Annotated in this window: 3 protein-coding genes; 1 reads left to right on the top strand and 2 read right to left on the bottom strand. The window is 76.3% G+C overall.

All coding sequences use genetic code 11. The features are described from left to right. Positions 1–201: 201 nt before the first annotated feature. Positions 202–567, bottom strand: coding sequence for a DUF3499 domain-containing protein (locus tag ACWEQL_RS42155; RefSeq protein ID WP_452156876.1), 366 nt, complete (start codon positions 565–567; stop codon positions 202–204). Between the two features lie 162 nt (positions 568–729). Here ACWEQL_RS42155 and ACWEQL_RS42150 point away from each other — a divergent pair, with 162 nt between their 5' ends. After that, complete coding sequence (locus ACWEQL_RS42150; protein ID WP_452156874.1) at positions 730–1,182, top strand: metallopeptidase family protein; 453 nt, start codon at positions 730–732, stop codon at positions 1,180–1,182. A gap of 113 nt (positions 1,183–1,295) precedes the next feature. Here the strand turns inward: ACWEQL_RS42150 and ACWEQL_RS42145 are convergent. Then, positions 1,296–2,627, bottom strand: a 1,332-nt coding sequence (locus ACWEQL_RS42145; RefSeq protein WP_452156872.1) for a DUF5719 family protein, incomplete at its 5' end; no start/stop codon positions are given.

The following is a 2,627-nucleotide window of genomic DNA, read 5'->3' as shown; positions in this document are numbered from 1 at the left end:
GCGTGCATCGCAAGGCGGAGGTGGGGGCACCTCCCGGCCGGAGGCTGGGGGAGGAGTCCATGCGGTGGGGGCACCTCCCGGCCGAAGGCTGGGGGCCATCGGCGACCGACGACAACGCGGCGTGGGGGCACCTCCCGGCCGTCAGGCTGGGGGAGTGCGTGCCCAGCCGCCGCGGACCCGGGCTGATCCACAAGACAGACCTTAGTTGTCGGGCGAGCGCAGCACCCGGAGGTGGCCGCGGCGGCCGGCCTCGGTGGACTCGCCCTCGGAGGCGCGGCTCTGACGGGGGGTCTGCGGGCGGGCGGCCTCGCGGACGGCGTTGGCGAGGGCCTCCAGGTCGTCGCTGCTGCGGCGCAGCGGCCCGGCCTCGGCGGCGAGGCGGACGACCTCCCAGCCGCGCGGGGCGGTGAGGCGCTCGGCGTGCTCGGCGCACAGGTCGTAGCAGTGCGGCTCGGCGTAGGTGGCGAGCGGGCCGAGGACGGCGGTGGAGTCCGCGTAGACGTACGTCAGCGTCGCGACGGCCGGCCGGCCGCACGCGGTCCGCGAACAACGACGTACAGAGCTCACGAGGGTGGACGGTACCGCACTCCCCGCCGGGGAGCGAAGACCGCGTCCCCGCCGGGTGTGCCGTGTCGCGCCCTGTGCGCCCGTGCGCGCCCTCCCGCCCCGGGCGATTCGGTGCCGGGGTGGTCCACTTCCGACCCGCCAAGGACTACGCTCGGCAGTGATATGGACAGCTCCGCACCGCAGTCATCGACGGGTCCCTCGCGCCGCCCCCGGCACCGCGACCGGCACGGCAGGGGGTTGCGCGGCCCGCTGGCGCCGCCGCAGGTGCCGATCTCGCTCACCCGCTCCGAGTTGTTCGACGACTACGTCCGGGAGTCGGTGGAACGGCTGGAGCGGCGTTGGCCGCAGCTCATCGAGGTGGAGTTCGCCGTCCAGGAGGTCCCGCTGCACGAGCCGGAGGCCGGCGCGGACGGCGACGGGGTGCCGCTGGGGCGGGTGTCGCCGGCCCGGCAGGGGCGCAAGAGCCAGATCGTGGTGTACCGGCGGCCGGTGGAGATCCGGGCGAAGACGCGCGAGGACCGCGCGGCGCTGGTCCACGAGATCCTGATCGAGCAGGTGGCGGAGCTCCTGGGGCTGTCGCCGGACGCCATCGACCCCCGGTACGACGAGGACTGACGCCGGACGCCGACGCACGGGACGAACGGCGAGGAGGGGCGGTACCCGGTCGGGTACCGCCCCTCCTCGCCGTTGCGCGCCGCGCCGGCGCTCGGGCCCCGGCGCTCAGGACCTCAGCGGAGCACCACGCCCGGGTCGGGCGCGGCGTGCGGCACCTTGACGGTGCTGCGGTCGTCGCGCAGCGACTGGACGGTGAACATCGGCACGTCCTTGGTGGTGACGGCGAGCATCCGCGCGGCCGCGACCGGGCCGCCGGAGACGGTCTCCACGGTGAGCGCGAAGCTGCCGTTGACGCCCGCGGGCTCCGGGGCGGGCAGCGCGACCGTACCGCCGGCCGGCAGCTGGACCTCCTTGGTGGCCGGGGTGCCGCCGCCGCTGCCCGCCGAGGCGGTGACGCGGACGGTGGCGGGCTCGCCGTTGGAGGTCAGGAACAGCGTGGCGGCGCCGGCCCGGTTGTCGGCCACGGTGGCGCGGGCGCCCACCGGGACGGTCCCGCTCAGCCAGGCGGCGTCGGACTTGCCGTTCGCCGCGGTGCGGTCGATCCGCAGACCCGCCACCACGGGGGTGGGGTGCTTCTCGTCGGTCGGGGACAGCCGCAGCCCGGCCACCTCGTCGCGGGTGACCTTGCCCAGGTCGACGGCGGCGACCATACCGGCCTTGACGTGGATGGTCTCGTTGCCGGCCGGGGTGAAGAGGCCGTTCTTGCCGGAGAGCTGGATCTTGAGGTCGGCGTCGTCCTCCGGCGGCGCCCAGACGACCAGGCGGGCCGCGGCGGTGTCGGCGGGCAGTCCGGGCATCACCTGGACCGGCGCCGGTTCGGCGGAGGCGGGCACCCAGTCGGCGCCCTTGTTGCCGTCCGCGGCGTGCAGGGCGGCGCCGACCCGGCCGCTGCGGGCGACCACGTGCACGGCGAGGTCGGTGACCTGGCCCTTGCTGATGGTGGGCAGCAGGACGGACTGCGAGCTGCCGGGGGCGACCGTGATGCCGTTGGCGGCGTCGTTCTCGATCAGGCCCTTCTCGCCGTACAGCTTGATGTCGACGACGGCGGCGGTCGGCTCGGGGTTGACCAGGCTGACGTAGTCGTTGCGGTCGCCGGCGGTGCTGGCCCCGGCGAACCAGAAGCTGGTGCCGGCGGGGGTGCAGGTGAGGCCGGACATGCCCAGGCCGCGCTGCTCGGTGACGACGGTGGTCTGGGTGACCGTGAAGCCGGGCGCGAAGGCACCGGTGGCGACCGCGGAGGTGCCGGGCGCGGTGTCGCCGTTGGCGGCGGGCGCGATCACCGGGGTACCGGGCTTGGCGAGCACCAGCCGGGCGTCGGCCGGCGCGGCGCCGGTGCTCGGGGCCGCCGAGGGGGTGGCACCGGCCGTCGGGGTGGCCGCCGGGGTCGGCGCGGCGGACGGGGTCGCGCCGGGCGTGGCGGAGGGGGCCGCCGTGGCGGCCGGGGC

Source organism: Kitasatospora sp. NPDC004240 (genome assembly GCF_053603215.1).
Note: the sequence above shows the minus strand (reverse complement) of the source record. Positions and strands in the feature narration are given on the sequence as shown.

Coding starts and splice junctions, on each gene's coding strand:
- ACWEQL_RS42150 (WP_452156874.1), top strand. CDS start 730: ATGGACAGCTCCGCACCGCAGTCATCGACGGGTCCCTCGCGCCGCCCC.